Source organism: Actinopolymorpha singaporensis (assembly GCF_900104745.1).
In the GTDB taxonomy this organism is placed as follows: Bacteria; Actinomycetota; Actinomycetes; order Propionibacteriales; family Actinopolymorphaceae; genus Actinopolymorpha; species Actinopolymorpha singaporensis.
On sequence record NZ_LT629732.1, the window covers coordinates 5,012,328 to 5,035,529 of the forward strand.

General features: G+C 71.3%; 20 protein-coding genes. 4 read left to right on the plus strand and 16 right to left on the minus strand.

The annotated features are described in order from the left end of the window. Positions 1-38: 38 nt before the first annotated feature. Complete coding sequence (locus BLU27_RS22545) at positions 39-479, minus strand: Lrp/AsnC family transcriptional regulator (protein WP_092658066.1); 441 nt, start codon at positions 477-479, stop codon at positions 39-41. 90 nt (positions 480-569) lie between these two features. Continuing rightward, positions 570-1,703, minus strand: coding sequence for a M24 family metallopeptidase (locus BLU27_RS22550; RefSeq protein ID WP_197681528.1), 1,134 nt, complete (start codon positions 1,701-1,703; stop codon positions 570-572). Positions 1,704-1,816: 113 nt separating this feature from the next. Between BLU27_RS22550 and BLU27_RS22555 the strand changes: the two genes are divergently transcribed. Together BLU27_RS22555 and BLU27_RS22560 are read left to right on the plus strand one after the other, a co-directional pair. Beyond that, entirely contained in the window at positions 1,817-2,284 is a 468-nt protein-coding gene (locus BLU27_RS22555; protein ID WP_092655669.1) for a YbaK/EbsC family protein, read from the plus strand. Between the two features lie 128 nt (positions 2,285-2,412). Next, on the plus strand, positions 2,413-3,609 hold the full coding sequence (locus BLU27_RS22560) for a winged helix DNA-binding domain-containing protein (protein ID WP_092655670.1): 1,197 nt from the start codon (positions 2,413-2,415) through the stop codon (positions 3,607-3,609). Here the strand turns inward: BLU27_RS22560 and BLU27_RS22565 are convergent. After that, the gene (locus tag BLU27_RS22565; RefSeq protein WP_092655671.1) at positions 3,599-7,006 is read right to left on the minus strand and encodes a CBM96 family carbohydrate-binding protein; all 3,408 of its coding nucleotides are present in this window, start codon (positions 7,004-7,006) and stop codon (positions 3,599-3,601) included. The two genes, BLU27_RS22560 and BLU27_RS22565, sit on opposite strands and share 11 nt — an antisense overlap. A 153-nt stretch (positions 7,007-7,159) precedes the next feature. Here BLU27_RS22565 and BLU27_RS22570 point away from each other — a divergent pair, with 153 nt between their 5' ends. Continuing rightward, positions 7,160-8,101 (plus strand): 5'-3' exonuclease, encoded by a 942-nt coding sequence (locus tag BLU27_RS22570; protein ID WP_172805015.1) that lies wholly within the window; start codon positions 7,160-7,162, stop codon positions 8,099-8,101. 70 nt (positions 8,102-8,171) lie between these two features. Here the strand turns inward: BLU27_RS22570 and BLU27_RS22575 are convergent, their stop codons facing one another. The 8 genes from BLU27_RS22575 to BLU27_RS22610 all read right to left on the minus strand — a co-directional run bounded on the left by BLU27_RS22575 (position 8,172) and on the right by BLU27_RS22610 (position 16,983). Next, complete coding sequence (locus tag BLU27_RS22575) at positions 8,172-9,260, minus strand: glycoside hydrolase family 172 protein (protein WP_092655672.1); 1,089 nt, start codon at positions 9,258-9,260, stop codon at positions 8,172-8,174. 236 nt (positions 9,261-9,496) lie between these two features. Further along, positions 9,497-12,238: a DEAD/DEAH box helicase gene (locus BLU27_RS22580; protein WP_092655673.1), complete on the minus strand. Its 2,742-nt coding sequence runs from the start codon at positions 12,236-12,238 to the stop codon at positions 9,497-9,499. A 53-nt stretch (positions 12,239-12,291) separates the two neighbouring features. Next, positions 12,292-13,176 (minus strand): diacylglycerol kinase, encoded by an 885-nt coding sequence (locus BLU27_RS22585; RefSeq protein ID WP_092655674.1) that lies wholly within the window; start codon positions 13,174-13,176, stop codon positions 12,292-12,294. A 100-nt stretch (positions 13,177-13,276) separates the two neighbouring features. After that, complete coding sequence (gene tatC / locus BLU27_RS22590; protein WP_241827579.1) at positions 13,277-14,134, minus strand: twin-arginine translocase subunit TatC; 858 nt, start codon at positions 14,132-14,134, stop codon at positions 13,277-13,279. 52 nt (positions 14,135-14,186) lie between these two features. Further along, positions 14,187-14,471: a twin-arginine translocase TatA/TatE family subunit gene (gene tatA, locus BLU27_RS22595; protein ID WP_092655676.1), complete on the minus strand. Its 285-nt coding sequence runs from the start codon at positions 14,469-14,471 to the stop codon at positions 14,187-14,189. A 72-nt stretch (positions 14,472-14,543) separates the two neighbouring features. Beyond that, positions 14,544-14,870 (minus strand): hypothetical protein, encoded by a 327-nt coding sequence (locus BLU27_RS22600; protein WP_157728761.1) that lies wholly within the window; start codon positions 14,868-14,870, stop codon positions 14,544-14,546. A 9-nt stretch (positions 14,871-14,879) separates the two neighbouring features. Next, positions 14,880-15,926 (minus strand): helix-turn-helix transcriptional regulator, encoded by a 1,047-nt coding sequence (locus BLU27_RS22605; protein WP_092655678.1) that lies wholly within the window; start codon positions 15,924-15,926, stop codon positions 14,880-14,882. Next, complete coding sequence (locus tag BLU27_RS22610) at positions 15,919-16,983, minus strand: helix-turn-helix transcriptional regulator (RefSeq protein ID WP_241827580.1); 1,065 nt, start codon at positions 16,981-16,983, stop codon at positions 15,919-15,921. The genes BLU27_RS22605 and BLU27_RS22610 overlap by 8 nt, the downstream gene beginning before the upstream one ends. 190 nt (positions 16,984-17,173) lie before the next feature. Here BLU27_RS22610 and BLU27_RS22615 point away from each other — a divergent pair, with 190 nt between their 5' ends. Beyond that, positions 17,174-18,247, plus strand: coding sequence for a DUF3866 family protein (locus tag BLU27_RS22615; RefSeq protein ID WP_092655679.1), 1,074 nt, complete (start codon positions 17,174-17,176; stop codon positions 18,245-18,247). A gap of 97 nt (positions 18,248-18,344) precedes the next feature. Here the strand turns inward: BLU27_RS22615 and BLU27_RS22620 are convergent, their stop codons facing one another. From BLU27_RS22620 to BLU27_RS22640, 5 genes are all read right to left on the minus strand, one after another. Then, positions 18,345-19,343 carry an FKBP-type peptidyl-prolyl cis-trans isomerase gene (locus tag BLU27_RS22620; RefSeq protein ID WP_092655680.1) on the minus strand — a complete coding sequence of 333 codons (999 nt, stop codon included), beginning with the start codon at positions 19,341-19,343 and terminating at the stop codon, positions 18,345-18,347. Between the two features lie 123 nt (positions 19,344-19,466). Beyond that, positions 19,467-20,828: a Pup--protein ligase gene (gene pafA / locus BLU27_RS22625; RefSeq protein WP_092658074.1), complete on the minus strand. Its 1,362-nt coding sequence runs from the start codon at positions 20,826-20,828 to the stop codon at positions 19,467-19,469. A 69-nt stretch (positions 20,829-20,897) separates the two neighbouring features. Then, positions 20,898-21,734: a proteasome subunit alpha gene (gene prcA / locus BLU27_RS22630; RefSeq protein ID WP_092655681.1), complete on the minus strand. Its 837-nt coding sequence runs from the start codon at positions 21,732-21,734 to the stop codon at positions 20,898-20,900. Continuing rightward, positions 21,731-22,603, minus strand: a complete 873-nt coding sequence (prcB, locus tag BLU27_RS22635; protein ID WP_241827581.1) for a proteasome subunit beta — start codon at positions 22,601-22,603, stop codon at positions 21,731-21,733. The genes prcA and prcB overlap by 4 nt, the downstream gene beginning before the upstream one ends. 259 nt (positions 22,604-22,862) lie before the next feature. Beyond that, positions 22,863-23,084 (minus strand): ubiquitin-like protein Pup, encoded by a 222-nt coding sequence (locus tag BLU27_RS22640; RefSeq protein ID WP_092655683.1) that lies wholly within the window; start codon positions 23,082-23,084, stop codon positions 22,863-22,865. Positions 23,085-23,202: the final 118 nt, after the last annotated feature.

Genomic DNA, 23,202 nt, shown 5'->3' on the forward strand with positions numbered 1-23,202 from the left:
ATGTGGGCGAACTCTTTTGGCGGCCCGCCGGCGCCGGCTCAGACAGCCGGCGGACGGTGTTCGTACGGCGTGGACAACACGATCAGCGAACGGGTGGAGACGTTGGCCTTGGACCGGATCCGGGCCAGCAGCTCCTCCAGCGCACGGGGACTCGTGACCCGGACCTTCAGCAGGTAGTTCTCGTCGCCCGCGACGGAGTGACAGTCCTCGATCTCGGGCACGTCCTGGAGCAGGTCGGGTGAGTCGTCGGGCTGGCTGGGGTCGATCGGCTTGATCGAGATGAACGCTGTCAGCGGCAGGTCGAGCGCCTCGTAGTCGACGACCGCTGCGTATCCCTTGATGATGCCGCGCTGCTCGAGTCGGCGTACGCGCTGGTGCACCGCCGAGGTCGACAGGCCGGTGAGCTTGCCCAGCTCGGTGTACGACATCCGGCCGTTGGACGCGAGCAGCCGGACGATCTGACGGTCGAGGTCCTCCACGCCGGTCACCGTACCGTGTGAACCACGGCGTGGTCAGTCCGCGATCTCACCGCTGGGAACGCGTGCCCCGCGGCCACCCCGAGCACCGCCTCAGCCATCGAGCACCACCAGGTCGCGAGGGCGCAGGTTGACCGCTTCCACACCCGTTTCGGTGACCACGACGATGTCCTCGATCCGGGCGCCGTGCCTGCCCTCGAAGTAGATCCCGGGCTCGACCGAGAAAGCCATGCCCGGCTCCAGCGGCAGTGTGTTGCCGGCCACGATGTAGGGCTCCTCGTGGCTTTCCATGCCGATGCCATGGCCGGTGCGGTGGATGAACTCCTCGCCGTAGCCCGCCTCGCTGATGATCGTGCGCGCGACAGCATCCACCGACTCGGCGGTGACGCCCGGCCGCACGTGGGCGCAGGCGGCTTCCTGCGCACGCTGGAGGACGTCGTAGTAACGCCGGAACTCCTCCGGAGGCGGGCCGCCGACGGCGTAGGTGCGGGTCTCGTCGGAGCAGTAGCCGGCCGCCGTGGTGCCTCCGATGTCGACGACCACCGGCTCACCGGCCTGGATCACCCGGTCGGAGACCTCGTGATGCGGCGAGGCGCCGTTGGGACCCGAACCCACGATCACGAAGTCGACCTGGACGTGCCCCTCGGCGATGATCGCGTCGTGGATGTCGCGGCCCACCTCGGCCTCCGTGCGACCTGGGCGCAACCAGTCACCGACCCGGGCGTGCACCCGGTCGATCGCCGCGCCCGCCGCCCGCAGCTCGGCCACCTCGGCCGGCGTCTTGCGCATCCGCAGCTCGCGCAGGATCTCCCCCGCGAGCCTCTGCTCCACGCCGGGCAGCGACGCCCGGAAGGCGAGCACCTTCTCCGCCCACATGTGGTTGTCCAGCGCCACCGAGCCGACACCGTCGGGCAGCAGCTTGGCGACCAGGCCGTAGGGATCATCGGTCTCCTGCCAGGGAACGATCTCCAGCCCCAGTTCCTCGACCCCGGACGCCCGGGCCGCAGCCCGCTCCAGACCCGGCACCACCAGAACCGGCGTGGCCTGAGCCTGCGCGGGCAGCAGCAGGCACGTGAGCCGTTCCAGCGGCTTGGCGTCGTAGCCGGTGAGATAGCGCAGGTCGGGACCCGGCGAGACCAGCAGGGCGCCGACGCCGGCGGCGGCCGCGCTCGCGCGGGCGCGATCGAGGCGGAGATGGAGGTCTGCGGAAGGCACGGAGGTCGTCACGCGGGTCAGCCTAGGCCGCGGCGCCGACAACCTGCCCCACCTCCCCACCACATCCCGGGCACCGGCGTTTTCCGGGGTGCGACCGTATGCCAGGAAGGGCTAACTTTCAGCCCATGAGCCCACAGTCCGAGCACGTCGCGGCGACGCTCCGCAGCCTCGGCGCCACCGGGAGGGTGCACACCTTCGACCAGGAGGTGCCGACCGCCGCCGCGGCCGCCGACCAGCTCGGCTGCGACGTCGGGGCGATCGCCAACAGCCTGGTCTTCGTGGCCGGCGACGAACCCCTCCTCGTCCTCACCAGCGGCGCTCACCGGGTCGACACCAGGTACCTCGCCCAGACGCTCGCCCTGCCGAAGATCCGCCGCGCCGACCCCGACCAGGTGTTCGCCGCCACCGGCCAGCAGGTCGGCGGAGTCGCGCCGGTCGGCCACCCCGCCCCACTGCGTACGGTCGTCGACCTCTGGCTGGAGAAGTACGACCAGGTGTGGGCCGGCGCCGGTGACCACCTCAGCATGTTCCCCACCAGTTACGCCGAGCTCGTCCGGCTCACCGGAGGTACACCCGCCCAGGTCACGCCCTGAGGAGGGCCGGCGGGAGCTGACCGAGCCGTCGGGGCTGCCGGAGCGGGCTGCCGGAGCGGGCTGCCGGAGCGGGCTGCCGGAGCGGGCTGTCAGAGCGGGCTGTCGGCGGCCGGTGGTAGAAGGTTCGCGTGCGAAGCATCAGCATCGAGGAGCGCAGGGCCCGGCTGGGCCGCCGACACCGCCTGGCCGGCACCGCGTCCACCGGATCCACCGGATCCGCCGGCGGCCCGGTCGAGGCGGCCGACGCGGTGATCGCGCTGCACGCCACGGACCCCGCCACCGTCTTCCTCTCCGTCGCGGCCCGGACCGGCCCTGTCGGCCCGGCCTCGGTCGACGACGTGGAGAAGGCGCTGTACGCCGACCGCACACTGGTGCGGATGCTCGCCATGCGGCGGACGATGTTCGTGGTCCCGACCGCGACGGCGCCGGTGCTGCAGGCGTCCTGCACCCGTGCGGTCGCCGCGCAGCAACGACGCAGGTACACCCAGCTGATCGAGGCCGCCGGCCTCGGGGACGGCGCGTGGCTGAAGGACGTCGAGGAGTCCACGGCGCGGGCGCTGGCGGCTCGGGGCGAGGCCACCGGCGCCGAGCTCGCCGCCGACGAGCCGAGGCTGCGGTCGCGGGTGAGGATGGCCGAGGGCAAGTCGTACGGCGGCGAGCAGAACATCACGACCTGGGTGCTCCTCCTGCTCGCCGCCGACGGCCGGATCGTCCGGGGCCGCCCGCGTGGTTCGTGGACGAGTACCCAGTGGCGGTGGGCGCCGGTCGAGTCGTGGCTGCCTGGCGGCATGCCCGAGCCGGCCGTCGAGGACGCGCGGGCCGAGCTGGTGCGGCGGTGGCTCGCCGCGTTCGGCCCGGGCACGGTCGCCGACCTGCGCCGGTGGACCGGCTGGGCCGCCCGCGACGTCAAGGCGGCGCTGACACGGGTGCGGCCGGCGGAGGTCGACCTGGACGGGCAGACCGGACTGGTCCTGGCCGACGACGTCGAGCCGACGACCGCACCGGAGCCGTGGGTGGCGTTCCTTCCCGCCCTGGACCCGACGGCCATGGGCTGGTCCGAACGCTCCTGGTACGTCGGCGCGCACAGGTCGGCGCTCTTCGACCGGTCCGGCAACATCGGCCCGACGGTGTGGGCGGACGGCCGGGTCGTGGGCGGCTGGGCACAGCGTCCCGACGGGGAGGTGACCTACCGCCTCCTGGAGGACGTCGGCTCCGCCACCGCACGGACGGTCGAGGAACACGCCGAGCGGATGCACGCCTGGCTCGGCTCCACCCGGGTCGTGCCGAGGTTCCGTACGCCGCTGGAGAAGGAGCTCAGTCGCTGACCGGCGTCTCCAGTCGCACGAGGAGGTACGGCTTCGTGCTCGACTCCCGGCTGCTCAGCGGCGTGGCCAGGCCCTGCTGGCCCGGCGCGAGGTCCTGGTCCAGGCCGAGGTCGATCCGCTCGCCGGCCGCGACCGCCGCCCGCAGGGCCTCGGTCAGGTCCGCGCCGCACCAGTTCGGGCTGTCCGTCACGTGCATCGCCCCGAGCCGGGCGCCGCGCGCGGCTTGGGTGTTCCAGGTGACCGTCGCCTCGTCGAACCCCTCGTCGAGGGCGTACACCGAGACGTCGATCTCGGTGCCGTTGGTGTCCCGGACCATGCCGTACATCTGCAGCGTGACCGATGCGATGGGCTCCCTCGTTGGCTCGGGGGTGAAGCTGAGCAGGCCGCGACGGTTGAAGCCGGGCGAGTTCGGTCCGGCGTTCTTCACCAGAACGGTCGTATCGCTACCGAACGAGCGGTCGGCGTTCGGGCCGTCGTTGACGTAGGTGTCCGCCGAGGCGACGAACCGCCGCTTCGTCGGGTCCTCCACCACGATGTCCGCGCGACCGAACTCCAGCCGCCGGTCCGCGGTCACCACGATGCCCGCGACGGTGACTGTGCCCTCGGCGAGCGCGGTCAGCCGACCGCCGACGTCGACTCCGGCAACCCGTCCGTCGGCGGTGGCGTAGCTGACGTCGGAGCCGGACAGATCGGCCACTCCACCGTCGCTCATCGTGCCGGTCACCCGTAGCTGGGCGGACCCACCGACGGCGAGGGACGCCGGAGCGTGCAGGGTGACCTTCGCCAGGTGGGGCGTCACCCGCGGTGGCTCGACGGTGCGGCCCGGGATGCGCACCTCGGTGATGCTGTTCCAGGCGTTGACGGAGTTCCCGTGCCCGACGATCCGCAGATACCGCGCGGTGATGGCGGCGAAGGAGTACGTCTCCGGCTGCGTGGTCGTCCCCGAACTCCGGCCGGAGTACACGTGACGCCAGGTGTGCGCACCGTCGGCGGCGATCTCGACGTCGAACGCCGACGAGCGCTGGTCGCCGGAATACCACGCGATCGCTACCGACGACACCGCGCCGTCGGCTCCCATGTCGTAGGCGATCCACTGCCCGTCGCCCTCGGCCGACCAGCGGGTCCCCAGGTCACCGTCCATGGTGTTGGCTGCGACATTCCCGTCGTCGGAGCTGGCCACGATCGTCGCGCCGAGGGAGCCCGGACCTGGTTCGGTGACGAGGAAGATCCGGTAGCGCCCGCGGGCCAGGCCCGGCTCGATCACGTCGACGATCGCCTGACCGGGGACGTCGCGAGCCTGGTGCACGACGATCCGCCCACCGGGCACGGATGGTGCCGCCGCGACGGTCGGCGGACGCGCACCGGGAGCGACGGAAACGGTGTAGGTGAAGTTGGACGGGTCGAACGCTTCCACCTCCGCCCCACCGACGGTCAGCGTGCGCAACCGGGCGACGGCAGGTCCGACTCCCCAGTCCGCGAGCTCGGTCACGGGCGCTGCGTCCGGCCGGTCCTCACCCGAACGCAGCGGCGTGAGCTGCACCGCCACCGTCGCCGAAGTCACCTCGCGCAGCCGCAAGGTCAGCTTGCGCAAGCCGGCGTTGACGTTCTGCCCGGCAGGGTCCGGTGAGGTCCACAACGGCCGCGGGGCCGCGTCGAGGAAGGCGGCGTCGCCGGGAGACAGGAGCCGGGCCAGGACGGTCTGTCCCGCCCGTCGGAGAGTGGCGCTGCGGCCGTCGGCTGCGATTTCGATCGTCGCGCCCGTGTGCATGAACCACCACACCTCGCTGCCGGCGCGAGTGCGGATTTCGTCCTGTACGACCACCTGCTGCCGGTTGTCGAACTGCCGTATGCCCCGCCGCCACTCGACGAGGTCGGGGTGGGCGGCGGTGAGATCGGCGACAGCGTAGGAGGCGGTGTCTCCGGACTCGTGCGCGGTGAGCTTCCCCACCGCGGTGACCACCTGGTCCTCGCCTCGGCCGGGGTTGACCACAAGTGTGTTCTGCCCCTCCGCTCGGTTGCGGTAGTAGGTCCAGCGCTGCCCGCCGGGTCCGCCCGCGAAGTAGCCGGGCAGGTTGTAGTCGTCGCCGCCGAGCTCGCCGGCCCACCGGGTGCCGAGCGCGTCGACAACGAAGTCACCCAGGTCGAGGTTGCCGTGGTTCGTCGAGTTGTCGCCGCCCTTGAAGCCGGTGAAGACAGCGTGGCGGTCCAGCCAGCCACTGCGCGTCGTCGCCACCTCGCACCGGCCGAACGCGTGGTCCAGCGGCAGACCCGCCGCTACCGGGTCCACGTCCCGCTCCGGGTCGTACCACAGCAGCCCCGCTGGGCTCTGGGCCCAGCTCACCTGGTTCTTGTCGGCGCCGAGCCTGCCCCACCAGCCGAACACCGGGGTGGCGTACCGCCTGGCCAGCCAGAACATCTCCGGCGGCTGCGGCGAACCGCCGCCGGCGTCGTAGTAGTTGAAGTTCTCCCCTGCCGGTCCGGTGAGGTAGATCGGGAACAGGCCGGTCCGGGCCACACCGGGCGTGGCGCCCAGGCCGCGGTCGTCACCGGTCGCGGTGGTGAGTGACTCGAGGTACGGAACGAGGTATTTCGTCGCGTAACCCCAGTACGAGCCCAGGCCCTCCGGGTAGCCGCCGTCGGGCCCGTACACCGCGATCGCCCGCGGAATCGAGGCCAGACCGGCGTCGAGCACCTCGCCGGCGATCTCCGGTTCGTCCTGGGCGAGGGCGAGTGCGCCGAGGCTCAGGCCCGCGTTGCAGACGATGTTCCAGTTGTTGTCGCCGGTGTGCCAACCCGAGGACGAGTGATAGACGGCCAGGCCCGGGCGCAGGCCGAAGTCCCGGATCGCCGTCCGCAGCGTCTCACGCTGCTGATCGGTCCACACGTCGTACAGCCAGTCGTAGCCAACCGCGACCGCGTGCGTCATCTCGGCGGTGTCCAGGAAGTGCCGCTGGCTGTTCCAGTCGGGAAACGCCGCAACTGCCGCGAGTTCGTCCCACAGCCGGCGCGCGTAACGGTCGTCTCGTTCGACCGCGTAGGTCATGGCCAGCGAGTAGGTGCGGCGCACCACCTCCCGGCTGGTGTCGAGCAGGCGCAGACCGTCGGGGATGACGTACTTGGACACCGGCCGGCCGAGGATCGCGTCGGCGTCGGCCCGGACCTTGGCGTACCACACACCCGGCCGGCCGCCGGCAGCGACCGTGGACCGGAGCCGGTCGAAGTCACGCAGCAGCAGGCGCGGGTGGGTCGGGACGACGGAGTCCACCAGGCGACCTTCGGCCGCCCGTGTGCTGCCGGCAGCCGAGGCGGGACCGCCGGCCGGGGCGCGGGAGCCGGCGGACGCACCGGGAAGGGCGGCGATGCCCAGGGTGGACAGGAGGAACGCGCGACGCTGCATTGGGATCTCCGATCGGCTCGCGCCATCTGGATCAGCGTGCGAACGTGACGAACCTCGACACTGGCAGCGCCTGCCACGCTCGGCAAGCGCTCTCCCACCGAATGTGCAGACCAGATCCGGCCGGGTGTCGGTGCGGTCGTCTAGGTTGTCGCCATGCCGAGCGCCGCAAGCGAGAAGACGCTGCTTCTCGACACCGCGTCCCTGTACTTCCGCGCCTTCTTCGGCGTGCCCGACTCCGTGCGTGCACCCGACGGCACGCCGGTCAACGCCGTGCGCGGGCTGCTGGACTTCATCGCCCGTCTGGTGACCGACCACCAGCCGAGCCATCTGGTCGCCTGCTGGGACGACGACTGGCGCCCGCAATGGCGGGTCGACCTGCTGCCGAGCTACAAGAGCCACCGGGTGGCCGAGGAGGTGCCGGGCGGCCCCGACGTGGAGGAGGCCCCGGACGCGCTGGAGACGCAGGTGCCGCTGATCCGTGCCGCTCTGGCCGCCCTGGGCATCGCGGTGGTCGGCGCCCCCGGATGCGAGGCCGACGACGTCATCGGAACCCTCACCGCTCGCTCCCCCCGGCCGGTCGACGTCGTGACCGGAGACCGCGACCTGTTCCAGCTGGTCGACGACTCCCGTGCGGTCCGCGTTCTCTACACCGCGCGAGGCGTCGGGCGGCTGGACATCGTCGACGAGGCCTGGGTGGCGAAGAAGTACGCCATCCCGGGCCGGGCCTACGCCGACTACGCCGTGCTGCGGGGCGATCCTTCCGACGGGCTGCCGGGCGTGCCCGGCGTCGGCGACAAGACCGCGGCCGGACTTATCTCCAAGTACGCCGACCTCGACGGTGTGCTCGCCGCGGTCGAGGACGACAGCAGCGGCCTGGCGCCCGGCCTGCGGCTCAAGCTGCGGCAGGCGGGCGACTACCTCACCGCCGCGCGCGCCGTGGTGACCGTGCTGCCCGACGCCGAGCTGCCCGAGGTCGACGCCACCCTCCCCTCCGCACCGGCCGATCCGGACGGCTGGGCCCAGCTCGTACGGCAGTGGGGGCTCGGCGGGTCGGCCGAGCGGGTGGTGGCCGCACTGGCCCAGCGGGCCGGCTGACCCCGGCCGACCCCCGGCCGACGCCGGTGGTCCAGGCCGGCGCTGCCCGGTGCGAGGCCGGCCTGACGACTCACGGCTCCAGCAGGTCCCGCTCCGGCAGCGCCGGGAACGGCGCGTGCGGCTCGGTCTGGTACCAGAACGCAGTCGACGCGATGTCGTCCTCCAGCGGGCGGAAGCGCGCCTGACCGCGCAGCGACGACTTGAAGCCGAGCGCCTGGATGGTCACCCGCAGGTCGCCGGTGAAGCGGATCGGGTCCTGCACGTGCCAGCGGTACAACCCGAACCTCTGCTGGGTACGCATGAACCCGTCCGGCACCAGCACCTGCGGCATGCCCAGGTAGGGCGTACTGAACGCGCCGTACGCGCCCTTGGGATGCTCGAACGCCCACGCCCCGCCGAAGTAGTCCTCGGTGCCGGTGCCGCAGATGGTGGGAAACTCCTCGTCCCCGTCCAGGTAGAACTTCAGCTCGCCTTCGCCCCACCAGCCGTCGTGGTGGGACTCCCAGGCGATGTAGGTCCCCACGTAGTGGCCCTGGCCGCGCACGCCCGACAGCAGCGTGTGCACCTCGCCGTGCGGGAGCGGGTCGCTGCGCCGCCACTGGGCGTGGAAGTAGGCGCGGTCCTGCTCGACCTCGGTGAGCGCGTAGGTGATCTGGTAGAAGAATCCGCGGACGGGTTCGGGGTCGAGGTTCTCCACGGTGATCCGGGCGTGCCCGCGAAACGGCATCTCCCAGTAGGAGTTGAAGCCGCCGGTGGGGTTGACCGCCACCGGGACCGAGTTGATCTGCGCGAACTCTCCCCAGCCGTGGCAGAAGAAGTCACCGAGTGGCACCTCGACCGAGGGGTTCTCCTCACCGTCCCAGTAGCACCGCAGGACGAGCCGTCGCCACGCCGTCGGCGTGACCGTGATCCACACGTGCTGGATCGCTCCGGGTCCGTCGATGTCGGCCAGCGTCACCACCGACTCGCCGGGAAGCTCGATGCAGGGACGAACCTTCCAGCCCTGTCCGAGTTCTCGGGCGGCGCCCTCCCCCGCGGTGGCGCGCGCACCGCCGGCGCGTGACCCGTCGGGGTTCTCCGCGCTGATCGACCTGGTCTGTGCGGACGAGAGCCGGCTCAGGTTGCCCAGGTGCATGCCGAGGCCGTTGAAGTCGGACAAGGGTTCCTCCGGTGGCGTCAACTCCTGCTTGCGCAGCCAGCCAACCGGATCGGCGGCGGCCGGGCCACGGCTGCGGGTGATCCTGACCGCACGCGGTCAGGATCACCCGCAGCCGGTCAGGTGAGCAGGCAGCCGTCGGTCAGCCGTCGACCACTCGGCGTGTCAGTCGGGCACCGGCACGGACACCGAGGAGGCCAGGCCGTGAACCGGGGCCGGGCCCGGCACACCGCTCGGCGTCAGTCGGCGTCGGAGGCCACCGAGGCGTACGCCACCACACCGCGGCGCAGCGTCTCCACCGTCGCCCGTGCGGTCCTGCGCAACGGCCCGCCGCCGGCGGCGTCGGCCACCTGGTCGGCCAGGTCGACGATCTGCTTGACCCAGCGCACGAAGTCGCCCGCCGCGAGCCCGGTCTCGTCGAGCACATCGGCCAATGGTGCGCCGGACGCCCAGCGGTAGGCCGCCCAGGCGAAACCGAGGTCGGGCTCGCGCAGGAAGTCCAGCCGGAAGGAGTCCTCCAGGCTGTCCAGGTCGCCCCAGATCCGCACCACCGCGCCGAGCGCCTCCCGCGCCGCGCCGCCGGGCAGCTTGGGCGGCCCCACGTCGTCGGGTGTGCGGGACTCGTACGCCAGCGCGGACAGGCAGGCTGCCAGCTCCGGTGGGGTGAGGTCGTCCCACACGCCCTGGCGCAGCGACTCCGCGGCCACCAGGTCGAGCTCGCTGTAGATGCGCGACAGCCGATCACCGGCCTCGGTGGTCCGGTCGCCGTGGAGGTACTCCAGCTCGTCCAGCACCTCACACACCCGGTCGAACTGCCGGGCGATGGTGTTGGACCGCGACTCCACCCGCCGCTGCAGCCCCTCGGTCTCCCTGCGCAGCTTGAAGTAGCGCTCGGCCCAGCGGGCGTGGTCCTCGCGGTCTGAGCAGCCGTGGCAGGGATGGGACCGCATCGCGGCGCGCAGGTCCTGGAGGTACTGGTCGTCCTCGGCCGGCGAGCCGCGGCGGCGCCGACTGGGCAGGTCGGCGTGGTCGGGCGACTTCTGCCGCAGCGTGGAGGCCAGGTCGCGCCGGTGCTGGGCGTTGCGCGGGTTGAACGACCGCGGCAGCCGCATCCTGGTGAGCGACTCCACCGGCTGGGGGAAGTCCACCAGCGACAGCTTCCGCACCCGGCGGTCCTCGGTCAGCACCGTCGGCCGGGGGCCGTCGCCACCGGCCGCGTGACCGGGGTCGAGGACCACCGCGATGCCCGCCTGCCGCCCGGCAGGGACGGCGATGACGTCACCCGACCGCAGCCGGCCGAGGGAGTCCACGACCTCCGCGCGCCGGTCGGCGCGACGGCGCCGGGACTGGGAGTTCTCGTGTTCCTTGATCCGCCGGCGCAGCGTGGCGTACTCCATGAAGTCGCCGAGGTGGCACTCCATGCCCTCGCGGTAGCCGTCCATCGCCTCCTCGTTGCGACGGACCTGGCGGACCAGCCCGACCACCGCCCGGTCGGCCTGGAACTGCGCGAACGACGACTCCAGCAGCTCGCGCGCCCGTTCCCGCCCGAACTGGCGGACGAGGTTGACCGCCATGTTGTACGACGGGCGGAAACTGGACCGCAGCGGATAGGTGCGGGTGGAGGCGAGGCCGGCGACGGAGGCGGGTTCGAGTCCGGGCTGCCACAGGACGACGCCGTGACCCTCGACGTCGATGCCTCGCCGGCCGGCCCGACCCGTGAGCTGGGTGTACTCCCCCGGCGTGATGTCGGCGTGGGTCTGGCCGTTCCACTTGACCAGCTTCTCCAGCACCACCGACCGCGCCGGCATGTTGATTCCGAGCGCGAGCGTCTCGGTGGCGAACACGAGCCGCACCAGCCCCCGGGCGAACAACACCTCCACGATCTCCTTGAACGTGGGCAGCATCCCGGCGTGATGGGAGGCGATCCCGCGTTCGAGGCCCTCCAGCCACTCGTGGTAGCCGAGCACCGCGAGGTCTTCCGGGGGCATGTCGGCGGTCCGGGACTCGGCGTAGGCGCGGATCTGCGCGGCCTGGTCGGGCCGGGTGAGCCGGATGCCGGAGTACAGGCACTGCAGGACGGCCGCGTCGCAGGCCTGTCGGCTGAAGATGAACACGATCGCCGGCAGCAGGCCCTCGGCCTCCAGCTTCTCCGCCACCTGCGCCCGGCTCGGGGTGAAGGCGATCCGGCTTCCGCCGCGCGGCTGGCGCCCGCGGCGTGGTCCGCGGTCGTCGCGGCGGGCGAACCGCCAGTGGTCGCGCACGATCCGGGCCAGCTCGGGGTTGACCTTCGCGCTGTCACCGGGCCGCCCGGTGTCGGCGAACAGGTCGTACATCCGCCGGCCGACCATCACGTGCTGGAACAGCGGAACCGGCCGGCGCTCCTCCACCACGATCTCGGTGTGCCCGCGCACCGTCGCCAGCCACTCGCCGAACTCCTCGGCGTTGGACACGGTGGCCGACAGCGACACCAGCTGCACCGACTCGGGGAGGTGGATGATCACCTCCTCCCACGTCGCACCCCGGAACGGGTCGGCGAGGTAGTGCACCTCGTCCATCACGACGTAGGACAGGCCGCGCAGCGTCGAGGAGCCGGCGTAGAGCATGTTGCGGAGGACCTCGGTGGTCATCACCACCACAGGTGCCTCGCCGTTGATCGTGTTGTCGCCGGTCAGCAGGCCCACCCGCTCCAGGCCGTAGCGCTGGACGAGTTCGGCGTACTTCTGGTTGGACAGTGCCTTGATCGGCGTGGTGTAGAAACACTTGCCGCCGGTCTCCAGCGCACGATGGACGGCGTACTCGCCCACCACCGTCTTGCCCGAGCCGGTCGGTGCTGCCACGAGCACGCCCTTGCCGTCCTCCAGCGCGGCGCAGGCGGTGATCTGGAACGGGTCGAATTCGAAGTCGTAGAGCTGTCGAAACGCCTGGAACGAGGTGCCGTTGGCGGCCTGGAACCGGGCGTACCGCTCCGCCGGGGAGCTCATGGCCTCAAGGCTACGGTGTCCCGCCCCCATTCACCCCGGGGCGGGTCGGAGCCTCAGCGCGGCGGTGGGGCGAACACCTGCAGCGCGCCCGGCACGCACTCAACGGTCAGGGGCAGCGGGCCCATCCGCTCGCCGTCGGCGTAGGCGGTGATTCCCGCAGACGCGACGCTCACCGTCTTGGCGCGGTACATCGTCACGGCCGGATGCCCGACATGGGTGCCCTTGCCGAGTTTCGGGAAGAGGCGTACGAGTTCGTGCCGGGAGAGGGGGCCGATCACCGCGACGTCCAGCAGCCCGTCGGCTGGGTCGGCGCCGGCACAGATCTGCAGCCCGCCGCCGTAGGAGGGGGTCACGCCGACCGCGACCAGCAGTGCTTCCGCCTGCTCCTCCTCCTGGTCGAGTTCGAGGACGAACCGCTGCGGGCGGAAGGATTTGAGCTCCCCGACCACCGCGAGGTCGTACCGCAGCCGCCCGCGTGGCCAGGTCATCCCGGCCACCCGTTCGGCCACGCGGGAGTCGAAACCGGCGCAGAGCACCGTGGAGAACAACTCGCTGCCGACCCGGCCAAGATCCTGCGCCCGGGTGAATCCGGCCACCACGATGTCGGCGGCCGCCAGCGGGTCGCCGACAGGCGCGCCGACGGACCGGGCGAGGTCGTTGCCGGTGCCTGCCGGAATCACGCCGAGCGGAGTGCCGGTCTCGGCGACCGCCTGCAGGGCGAGGTGGGCCATGCCGTCGCCGCCGACCACCACCAGGCCGTCGACGCCCCGGGCGACTGCCCGGCGGGCGAGATCGGCCGCTTCGTCGGCGTCCCGTCCGGCCTCCCAGCGGGCACGGATGCCCGCCTCGGTCAGCCGTTCGGTGACCGGCTCGGCGAGCCGGGCACCGCGGCCGCGGCCGGAGGTGGGATTGACCAGAACCGCGATCTCTCGGAGCACGCGGCGAGCGTAGCGCCCCTACCGAGCCGCGGCAGCGGCGGTCTCGAACTCACAGGTCGGCGTGACCTGACCGCCGTGGCCGCCTCGGGCCGGACGGGCGTCAGTCGTCGCGTCCGGCGCGTTCGATCCCCTCGATGTCGATGCCCTGGGCGACCAGCCGGGCCTTGCGCCGCCGGTCCGTCAGCCGGGCGATCTGCTCCGACGCCAGGAAGAGGATCGTCATCGGGACGGCCAGGATGAGCATCGTCACCGGGTCGGTGGAGGGCGTGGCGACCGCCGCGAACACGAAGATGCCGAAGACGATCCAGGCCCGCGCCCTGGCCAGGGTCGCCGAGGACAGCACACCGACGAGGTTCAGCATGACGACGAAGACCGGGATCTCGAACGCGACGCCGAAGACCAGCAACAGCCGCAGGACGAACGACAAGAAGACGTCGACGCTCGGATAGTTGGACACCCCGCTCGGGGTGAAGTCGATCAGGACGTTCAGGCCCTTGGGCATCGCGTAGTAACCGACCACCACGCCGCCGATGAACAGCGGCGCCGCCGAGCCCATGAACACCATCGTCCACTTGCGCTCGTTGCGATGCAGGCCGGGCAGGATGAACGCCCACAGTTGGTACAGCCAAACCGGAGAGGACACCACCAGCCCGGCGATCAGCGCCACCTTGAGCTGCAGCATCAGCGGGCCGGCCACGTCGCCGAAGACCAGCTTGACGTCGACCTGCCGCTTGGCCTGGAGATGGCTGATGGCCTGGTCGAGGGGTTCACGCAGGAGGGTGAACAACTGATCGTAGAAGATCCAGCCGAGGATCATCCCGAGCAGGATCGCACCCACGGCCTTGAACAGCCGTGACCGAAGCTCGCGAAGATGCTCGACGAGCGCCATCCGCCCTTCGGGGTCCGGCGGCGGCTTGGAAGTACGCCGGACTCGCAACCGGCCGAGGGACAGGCTCACGACACTCCCAAGTAGGCGCCGCCCCGCTCACCGCGGGTCGGCGCGGACTGGCTCACCGGTTGGGGCTGTTGGTGTGCTGGGGGTCCTCGACGGGCTGCTGGACCGGCTGCTGACCCGGCTGCACCGAGCCGTTGGTGGTGTTGGTCTGGTGGTAGACCGGCTGCTGCTGCGGCGGCGCGGCGACCTCCTGCGGCCGGTCGTCGTCGCGGACTTCCTTCTTGAAGATCTTCAACGCCTGGCCGAGGCCCTTGGCGGTCTGCGGGAGACGCGTCGCACCGAAGAGCAACACGAGGACGACCCCGATGATGATCAGCTCGGTCGGTCCAAGAGATCCCATGATTAGCCTCTCAGTCGGCGATTTCTCGCTCGATGGTACGCCCTGATCCCCCGAACGAGGGGTCAGGTCGGTTCAGCCTCCGTGACCGGCCCCGGCCGTGGCACGCCGACGCGATGGGGTCGGACCACGACGGTCGGTGAGGCGTTCCCGGTGCCGGCCGGCTCCGCGAACAGGTCCGGGGCGACCCCTACCCGGTGTGGGCCGGGACCTCGCCGGTGCGGCTCCGGTGGCTTTGGCGTCTTCGTCGCCCGACCGCTCGGTGGCGATCTGCAGCTTGCGTTCGGCCGCGGCCAGCTCCGTGAGCACCCCCTTCGCCCGGCGCCACAACCAGACACCGAGCAGGGAGTGGAGAACCACCGCGAACACGGCGATTCCCCCGAAGATCAGGAGCCACATCACGCGGAGAGACTAACGCATCCCCGGCCGGCGCTCGGCGGTGTCGGCGCCTCCGGCCGCATCGGTGGTTTCGTACGCCGCAAGCGCGTCGACCGCATCCTGCCTGACGGCCTCGGCGAGTTCGGGCGGCTCCACCACCCGCGCGCCGCCGCCCAGGCGGAGAGCCAGCCGCCGAAGCCACCGCGGATCGGCCACCCGAAGCCGCACCCGAAGCGAGCCGTCCCGCAGCTCGGTGACCTGCTCACATGGGTAGTACTCCGCCACCCAGGCTGCCGACGGCTCCAGCTCCAGCGTGGCCACGGGGTAGTCCGGCGAGGAACGGAACAGTCCCTCGGACAGGTCCCGGGGCCGGGCCTGCGGTGGCGGCGCGGCGGGCTCGTCGAGCACCTGGACGTCACTCACCCGGTCCAGGCGGAACAGCCGGACGTCCTCGGCCCGGTGACACCAGCCCTCGAGGTAGGTCCACCCCTCCGCCTGCAGCAGGCGCATCGGGTCGACGTCGCGTTCGGTGGTCTCGTCGCGGTAGGGCACCCAGTAGCGGAGGTGGACTCGCCGGCCGCGGGCCAGGGCGTCCTGGAGGATCTGCCGGACCTTCGGGTCCTCGGCGGCGTCGACCCGGACGGCCACCTTGTCCAGGCCCGCGTCGACCTGCCCCGCGGCCTGTTCCAGGCGGTCGATCACCGGGTCGAGCAGCGCCCGCTCGGCCTGGCCGCCGGACTCGCGCAGGACCCGCAGCGCCACCAGCAGGCCGAGCGCCTCGTCCGCGGTCAGCCGGAGCGGCCGGGCCAGGAACTCGGCGTTGGACACGTGGATGACGCCCTCGCCCTCCACGGCGTCCATGTCGACCTCGATGTAGTCGCCGGGCATCATGCCGGGCAGCCCGCAGAACCACAGCACGCCGAGGTCGGACACCAACTGCTTCTCGGTGATGTGGAACGTCCGGGCGACATCGGCGACCCGAGCGCCGGGATGGGCCAGGAGGTACGGCAGCAAGGCGAGCAGGCGGCGTACCTGCTCCTTGGCGCCACCGGGACCGGCCGTGCGCGGGGCCTCAACCATCAGTCGGCTCCGGCGCGTGGGCCACCTCCACTAGCAGCCCCTTCAGGTGCCGGATCACCGCTTCGCGCAGGTCGGGTGGGTCGAGCGCGACCGCTCCCGCCGCGTAACCGGCGATCTCCTCGGCGAGGGTCACCGGATCCGCGAAGCCGACCTCGACGACGTCCCAGCCGCTGCCGTCGGGAGTGACCGACGACGCCCGCCGGCGCAGCCCGTGCCCCGCGCCGGCCCGCACCCTGATCCGGGCGGTGCGGCGCGACTCCTCCGGCGGGGACATCCGAGCCGCCTCGGCGCGGATGTCGACCCCCTCGGGGACGGTGAACGCGCCCGGGCGACCCACCGGCCGGACCTGCCCGGAGATCCGGGACAACCGGAACATCCGGGTCGCCGCCCGGTCGCGGTCGTGTCCCAGGACGTACCACCGGCTCCGCCAGTTGAGGATCCCCCACGGCTCGAGCGTGCGGTGCTGTGCGCCGCCGGCACCCGGCCGGCGGTAGTCGAAGGAGACGACCGTGCGCGACTGCACAGCCCGCCACAACGGCTCGAACGCCGGCTCGCTGGCCGGCAGGCGCGGCTCCAGCGTGGTCACCGGCCCGGTGTCCGCGCCGGTGTCCGCCCGCACGTCGGCGCCCGCGTCGGGCACCTGCCCGGGCACCGGCGCCGCCGAGGAGGCCGACACGAACCCGTCGGCTCCGAGCTTGAGCACGGCACGGGAGGTGGCCTCGGCCAGGCTGGCGTGCTCCCACACCCGGGCGGCCAGGCCGAGCACGGCAGCCTCCTGGGCGGTGAACGTCAACGGCGGTAGCTCGAACTCGCTCCGGCGGATGCGGTAGCCCACCTCGTCGTCGAATCCGCTGGCCACCGAGCCGACCTCGATCGGGATACCGAGGTCGCGCAACTCGTCCTTGTCACGCTCGAACATCTTCTCGAACGCCTCGGGGGTCTGCTCGCGGTAATCCTCCACCAGCTGGCGAAGCCGGGCCTTGGGCACGAAGTGGTGCGAGACCAGCAGGCAGATGACGAGATTCATCAGCCGCTCGGACTTGCGGGGCGCTGCCACGCGCGTCACCCCTTTCCGCGCGGCTGGTGCACTCGTGCCACTTCGAACAGACTAGCGACCACCGACGAGAGGCTATCGCACCGAAGGTGCGACACGGCTGGAAAGAGCACAGGCGCGCCGAACCACTCCGGCCACTCCGAACCACTCCGAACCACTCCGGGCCGGGACCGAGCCGGTAGCGTCGGCCCCTGTGATCCGATGGCGGGAAGGTGTCGCCGGCCAGGTCCGCCGGTCGTGGGCCGGGGCGGTCGAGCTCGACGTGGACACCGGTGAGGAGACACTCCCCGCACTGGCGTACGTCGATCTGGTGGGCCGGCCCGAGCCGGGCGACCGCGTTCTGCTCAACACCAGCGCCTACCACCTGGGCCTGGGCACCGGCGGGTTCGCCCTGGTCGTGGCCGTACCCGACCGGCTCCCGCCCGACCCGGACGGGCTCGGGCACCTGGTCAAGGCCCGCTACACGCCGCTGCAGACCACGGTGCTCGGCATCGACGAACCCGACTCCCCCGCGCACGACCTGCTGGCCGACGCCGACGACCTCGCCGGCATGCCGGTGGTGGTGGCCGATCTGCATTCCGCGCTGCCGGCCGTGCTCGCCGGACTGTACGACGCCGCGCCGGAGGCATCGGTGGCGTACGTGATGACCGACGGCGCGGCCCTTCCGCTCGCGTTGTCGCGCACCGCGGCCGGGCTGGCGGGGGCGGGCTGGCTGCGGGCCGGCACGGTCACCGTCGGGCAGGCGTTCGGCGGCGACCTCGAGGCGGCCACTGTCCACACCGGCCTGCTCGCGGCCCGGCTGGTGCTCGGCGCGGACGTCGCCGTGGTGACCCAGGGGCCGGGGAATCTCGGCACCGGCACCCGGTGGGGGTTCACCGGGGTGGCGGTGGGCGAGGTGGTCAACGCGGTGGCCGCCCTGGGTGGCCGGCCGGTTGGCGCGCTGCGGTTGTCCCAGGCCGATCCGCGCGTACGCCACCAGGTGGTTTCCCATCACAGCCTCACCGCGTACGGCCGGGTCGCGCTGGCCGCCGCCGATCTCGCCGTGCCCGACCTGCCCGGCGACTTCGGTGTCCAGGTGCGCGCGCTCGTCGAGCCGCTGCGCGCCCGGCACCGCCTGGTGCGGACTCCAGTCGACGGCCTGGAGACCGCGCTGGCCCGCAGCCCGGTCGCGTTGTCGTCGATGGGGCGCGGGCCGGCACAGGACGGCGCCTACTTCGTCGGCTGCGCGGCCGCCGGACGCCACGCCGCCCGGCTCCTCCTCGGCTGAGGAGTCGCCGGGCGGCGCCGGTCGCTCGGTTGTTCGGTTGTGCGCGTTTGTTCGTGCCGTCGTGGGTTCGGCGGTGTCGTCCGCCGTGGTCCCGGTGTCAGCTGGCGCCGAGGATGTCGACCACGAACACCACCGTGTCGGTCTTCTTCACATCGGTCTGCGGCAGGTCCTGTCCGAAGCCCTGGTCCGGCGGCAGAACCAGCAGCACGCGGCTGCCGACGGTCTGTCCGACCAGGCCCTCGGTGAGACCCTTCACCGGAGTCCGGGCGAGCGGGAGGTTCTCGTAGCCACCACGCTGCCAGGACGAGTCGAACGGCTTGCCGGTCCGCCAGTTGACGGCCATGTAGTGGAAGTTGATCGTCTGCTTGGCGGTGACCTTCGGGCCCTTGCCCTGGATCAGCGGCTGTGCGACGAGCTTCTTCGGTGCGGCCTCGCCCTTGGGGATGGTGATCGCGGTCGGGATGTCCTTGGCGTCGGTCTTCACCGCCGGCAGGTTCTTGGGCGGGGTGACCTTCGTGCCCTCGGCCTTGCTCAGCGGCTTGTAGGCCTTCTTCACGTCGATCACGAACACCAGGCTGTCGGTGCCCTTGATGCCGGCCTGCGGCTGGCCGTTGGCGCCGTAGCCGTCCTTCGGCGGGATGGTGATGAGCACCCGGCTGCCGACAGGCTTGCCGACCAGGCCGGTCACGAAGCCGTTGATCAGCTTGCCCTTGGCGAGCCCGAACGAGGTGGGGCCGCCGTTCTTCCAGGACGAGTCGAACTCCTTGCTGTCCCGGCCGTTGATGCCCACGTAGTCGACGACGACCTCCTGGCCCTCGGCGAGCTTGGGGCCGGAGCCTGCCTTGATCACCTTGGACTGGGTGGAGGCGACGCTGAACGGCTTGTCGAAGGTGACGGTGGGCTTCTTGCCCGGGTCGCCGGCAACCTTGACCGCTTCGATCGTGCTGGTCTTCTGCGTGGCGGGTGCGGTCGCCTCGGCCGACTTGGTCGGCTTGGCGCCGGGCGAACCCGACGAGTCGGTCGAGTCGGACGAGCCGCACGCGGCGGTGACGACGAGCAACGACGTCAGGAGGGCGGCTATCAGGCCACGACGCACTTAGAACACCTCGGAATCGGGAGACGGCACAAACAGTCGACCACACTAGACCGGGAACCTTAGACGTCCCTGAGCGACCCGCGTGCGTACGGAACGTGACGTATCCCGAGGTCACGGATGATTTCACATGCTCTGGATGAGCTTTTCCACCCGCTCGTCGACGCTGCGGAACGGGTCCTTGCACAGGACCGTGCGCTGCGCCTGGTCGTTCAGCTTGAGGTGCACCCAGTCGACGGTGAAGTCACGGCGGCGCTCCTGGGCGCGCTTGATGAACTCCCCGCGCAGCCGGGCCCGGGTGGTCTGCGGCGGGACCGACTTCGCCTCGAACACCTCGAGGTCGTTGGTCAACCTCACCATCTGGCCGCGCCGCTCCAGCAGGTAGTACAGCCCGCGATCGCGGTGGATGTCGTGGTAGGCGAGGTCGAGCTGGGCGACACGTGGGCTGTTCAGCGACAGGCCGTGCTTGGTGCGGTAGCGGTTGACCAGGCGGTACTTCGCCACCCAGTCGATCTCGCGGTCCACCAGGGTCAGGTCGCCGGAGTCGACCGCCTTCAGTGTGCGTTCCCACAGGTCGAGCACCTTGGTCACCAGCGGCGTGGCGAGCTCGCGGCGCTCGACGAAGTCGCGGGCCTTGGTGAAGTACTCCTCCTGGATCTCCAGCGCGCTGGCCTCGCGGCCGTTGGCGAGCCGTACCTTGCGCCGGCCGGTGATGTCGTGGGAGATCTCCCGGATCGCGCGGATGGGGTTTTCCAGCGTCAGGTCGCGCAGCACCAGCCCGGACTCGATCATTCGCAGCACCAGGTCGGTGGCGCCAACCTTCAGCAGCGTGGTCGTCTCCGACATGTTGGAGTCGCCGACGATGACGTGCAGCCGGCGGTAGCGCTCGGCGTCGGCATGGGGCTCGTCGCGGGTGTTGATGATCGGGCGGGACCGGGTGGTGGCCGAGGAGACGCCCTCCCAGATGTGCTCGGCCCGCTGGCTGACCGCGTAGACCGCGCCGCGTGGTGTCTGCAGCACCTTGCCGGCGCCGCAGATGATCTGGCGGGAGACGAGGAACGGGATGAGCACGTCGGCCAGCCGGGAGAACTCGCCGTGCCGGCTGACGAGGTAGTTTTCGTGGCAGCCGTAGGAGTTGCCGGCGGAGTCGGTGTTGTTCTTGAACAGATAGACGTCGCCGGCGATGCCCTCCTCGCGCAGCCGCCGCTCGGCGTCGACCAGCAGGCCCTCGAGGATCCGCTCCCCTGCCTTGTCGTGCGTCACCAGGTCGATGATCGAGTCGCACTCGGGCGTCGCGTACTCGGGGTGGCTGCCGACGTCGAGGTAGAGCCGGGCGCCGTTGCGCAGGAAGACATTGCTGCTCCGCCCCCAGGACACGACCCGCCGGAAGAGGTAACGGGCCACCTCGTCGGGCGAAAGCCGCCGCTGGCCGCGGAAGGTACAGGTGACGCCGTACTCGTTCTCGAGGCCGAAGATGCGACGGTCCATGGTCACCACACTATGTCGTCGTGGCGTCGCGGGGGCGGAGCGAGAGAAGTTGATCTGGTCACGATGCGGCTACACGGGTCCCCCGGGCTGGTCGCCGGGCGGCGTGTCGCCGGACGTCCCGCCAGGTGGGCTGTCCGTGGTCTCACCGGGCGCACCACCGGGCGCGGCGTCCGTTGACTGGCCCGCGGCCGAACCAGGCGCTGCGGACTCTCCGGCGGTGAGCAGCCGCTCCAGCGCCGGACCCACCAGCCGGCGGAACTTCCGCTTCTGGATGCGGGTGCGGTCCAGCACCGCCACCTCGAGCTGGTTGGCGTCGAGCCGGCGGGTGCCGTTGCCGTCCTGGCCGAGTGCCTCAACCGCGAGGGCGAGCGCCGCCGACAGCGACCGGCCCGGCTGGTAACGGCGCTCCAGGAAGGCGTTGATCTGTTCGGCGGAACCGCCCATGGCCGCGAAGCCGCGTTCGTCCGCGACCGACCCGTCGTAGGTGAGGCGATAGATCTGGTCCTGCTCCGCGGTCTCACCGACCTCCGCGACGAACAGCTCGACCTCGTAGGGCTTCTCGGCCACGCTGGAGAAGATGGTGCCCAGTACCTGGGCGTAGAAGTTGGCCAGGCCGCGGGCGGTGACGTCACGCCGGTCGTACGAATACCCGCGCATGTCCGCGCTGCGGACGCCGGCCACGCGGAGGTTCTCGAACTCGTTGTAGCGGCCGACCGCGGCGAACGCGATCCGGTCGTAGATCTCGCTGATCTTGTGCAGCGCGGGCGAGCGGTTCTCCGCGACCAGCACGATGCCGTTGTCGTACTGCAACACGGCCACACCGCGTCCGCGGGAGATGTTCTTCCGGGCGAAGTCCGCCCGGTCCTTCATCTGTTGTTCGGGCGAGACGTAGAACGGCATCGTCATCGGGCGTCACCGCTCTCGTCGTGGGCGAACACCGGTGCGGACGGACCGTCGGGTCGGCGCATCCGCCCAGCCAACAGGCGATCCACGAACGCCGCCACCTCGTCGTCGGGCAACCGGTGGAAGCCCGCGTCGCTGACCGTCGCGACCATGGGGTAGATGCGACGGGACACGTCCGGCCCGCCGGTCGCGGAGTCGTCGTCGGCGGCGTCGTACAACGCCTGCAGGCACCCGCCGATGGCGTCGTCACGGCCGGCGTCGGAGTGGTAGAGCTTCTTCAGCGCGCCGCGGGCGAAGACCGAACCCGAACCGATCGAGTGGAACTCGCGCTCCTCGTAGCGGCCGCCGGTGATGTCGTAGGAGTAGATGCGGCCGTGGCCGTTCTCCAGGTCGTACCCGGCGAAGAGCGGAACCACCGCGAGACCCTGCATGGCCAGCCCGAGGTTGGACCGCAGCAGCAGTCCGAGCCGGTTGGCCTTGCCCTCGATGGACAACGTGGTGCCCTCGAGCTTCTCGTAGTGCTCCAGCTCGACCTGGAACAACCTGACGAGCTCAGCGCCGACACCTGCGCTGCCGGCGTACCCCACCACGGAGTACTCGTCCGCGGGGAACACCTTCTCCACGTCGCGGACCGCGATGACGTTGCCCATCGTCGCCCGCCGGTCGCCGGCCATCACCACGCCGGCCTCGTAGGTCACGGCAACGATGGTGGTGCCGTGCGGCACCTCGTCGCTCACCGCCGCGCCGGGTGGTGTCCGACCACCGGGCAGCATCTCCGGCGCGTGCGCGCCCAGAAACTCGGCGAACGACGAGGTCCCGGTGGCGAAGAGAGCGTCGGGAAGACGCCCGGCGCCTGCTCGATCGGTGCCCACACCTCTCCTTCCAGTCCTGCTGGGTGTGTCGTGGTGTGCCCGGCGGATCGTCACCGGGCTCATCCGGAAACCTACCGGGGCCCGGCGACATACGTGGCATGAGACCTGAGGTCCGTGCGGCCTCAACCGGCAACCTGTGCGACCGCTGCGGCCGGCCGAGCGCGGCGAGCACCAGATGAACGCCTGGTGGACGCCTGGTGCGCCGCGGACCGGCCGCGCGGCCGTGAACCTGCCGTCGAGGGACCGGCCGGGCCCGGTGTTACTGGCCGCCCTTCTGGACGAAGCTACGCACGAAGTCCTCGGCGTTCTCCTCCAGCACCTCGTCGATCTCGTCGAGGATCGAGTCGACGTCCTCGTCCATCTGGTCCTTGCGTTCCTTGGTGGCCTCGTCGGCCTGGACGTCGGTGAGTTCCTCTTCCTCGGAGTCCTTGCGCGTGGTGCGGTGCTGCTGGCCGCCCGCGCCGCCGTCTCGTGTTCCCATCTCGCCCCTCCCCGACCTACTCCACAGGGGTTGCTTTGGTACCGCCTACCTGGACCTTACAAGCGCATACCGACTAGGGGCAGGTACCCAGCGCACCAGACTCGACACCCAACGGACT